This is a genomic window from Blautia sp. SF-50, from assembly GCF_900101315.1.
GTDB lineage: Bacteria > Bacillota > Clostridia > Lachnospirales > Lachnospiraceae > Blautia_A > Blautia_A fusiformis.
The window spans coordinates 1-1,492 of record NZ_FMUW01000074.1 but is presented as its reverse complement, the minus strand read 5'-3'; the positions used below and the strand labels follow the sequence as shown (position 1 = coordinate 1,492).

General features: G+C 42.2%; 1 protein-coding gene. It reads right to left on the bottom strand.

What is annotated here, in order from left to right; translation table 11 throughout:
* Nucleotides 1-96: 96 nt before the first annotated feature.
* The gene (locus BLP57_RS17510; RefSeq protein ID WP_015525675.1) at nucleotides 97-1,239 is read right to left on the bottom strand and encodes a tyrosine-type recombinase/integrase; all 1,143 of its coding nucleotides are present in this window, start codon (nucleotides 1,237-1,239) and stop codon (nucleotides 97-99) included.
* Nucleotides 1,240-1,492 lie beyond the last annotated feature (253 nt).

Here is a 1,492-nt window from a genome sequence, read left to right as displayed (position 1 = left end):
CAGAGCACAATACTCTGTGAAAGATTCCCTGCGATCCGTGTAAATTTAACGGTTCTTTCTTCTCTGACGGCGGTTTTTGACGGTTTATAAAAAAACTCAGGCTCCCGGAAATTCTTTTTCCACGGTATCTGCGATCTTTAGTTTTTCCATATTTTTACGTTTCAGATTCATGGATGAATGTACATAACATTCCAGTGTGATCCGTGTGCTGGAGTGCCCCAGGATCTCCGAAAGACTGCGGATCTCAAATCCGGCCTCCACACACCGTGTCGCAAAACTATGCCGCAAAGTATGGAAATGAACATTTTTCAGATTACAATCTTTCGTATATTGCCTCATGCGATACTGCAGGGTTCTGGGCTCCAGGAAATACCCTGCTTTTCCGGTCAGAACATATGCTTCCAGATCATCTGCTCTCCATTTGTTACAGAGCTTTTCAATATCCTGGTTCATGGGGATTATCCTTACCGACCTTCCACTTTTAGGAACCCCGGTTATGATCCGGGTCCTTTCTTCACTTGCAGGATTGAGATTTTTCAGGCGCTGCATGGTATGACGTACAAAGATGACTTTATTTTCCAGAGAAATATCTTCCCATTTCAGAGCACATACTTCTCCGATCCGCAATCCTGTCAACAATGCCAGCAAAACCCCAAATTTACACGGATCCATGTCCTGTAAAAGATATTCCGTAAACCTTTTCTGTTCTTCACAGGTCAGCACACGCATTTCTTTTCGATCCTGCCTGGGGTATACGATATCCACCGGTTTTGCCAGTGGATTCTGCTTTGTTGTATAATTCAGAATGGAATGCAGCACGGAAAGGATATCCCGCACTGTTTTTGGTGACAATCCTCTTTCATGGATAAGCCTGTAGCTGAATTGTTCTACAAGTATTTCTGAAACAGCCTCGGAAAAATACTGCCCGAGATCAGGCTTGATATATTTTTCCAGGATCGTTGTATATTTTACAAAAGTGGATGGTTTCACGCTGCTTCGTTTCAGATACAGCCATTCATTACAGTAATCTGCAAAGCGATTCCGTTTTCCTCTCACGGGCAGAAGCTGATCATTCATCAGCGCATAACGTGCCTGATTGACCTTATCTCTGGCTTCATGATATGTTTTTCCGTAACAGTAGCCATAGTGTATCCTTCCGTTTATCCGATGCTCTTTGATATATCTGGCTTCCCATCGTCCGTCTTTTCTTTTGTAAATGTTTTCTCCTTTTCTGCTCATTGATCTTTCCTCCTGTTATGCTGAATCTTATAGTCTGTTCACAAATAAGAGTTTTTATCCGCCGGTCTTTTATCCTCTGACGATGACACTGACGGCGAATAGTGTCCTTTTTCGGACACCACAATATTTGCGCCCTATATTATCCGTAAAATATGGCGAAAAACCACGATAAAAAAGCCGGTTTTCAGGAACTTGCACCTTGAATTTCCGAAAAATTTATGGTATTTTTATAGAAACAGAGTATTGTGCTCTG

What these genes read in the sequence shown, in the direction of transcription:
- BLP57_RS17510 (WP_015525675.1), bottom strand. Translation starts at nt 1,239, where the DNA reads ATGAGCAGAAAAGGAGAAAACATTTACAAAAGAAAAGACGGACGATGG.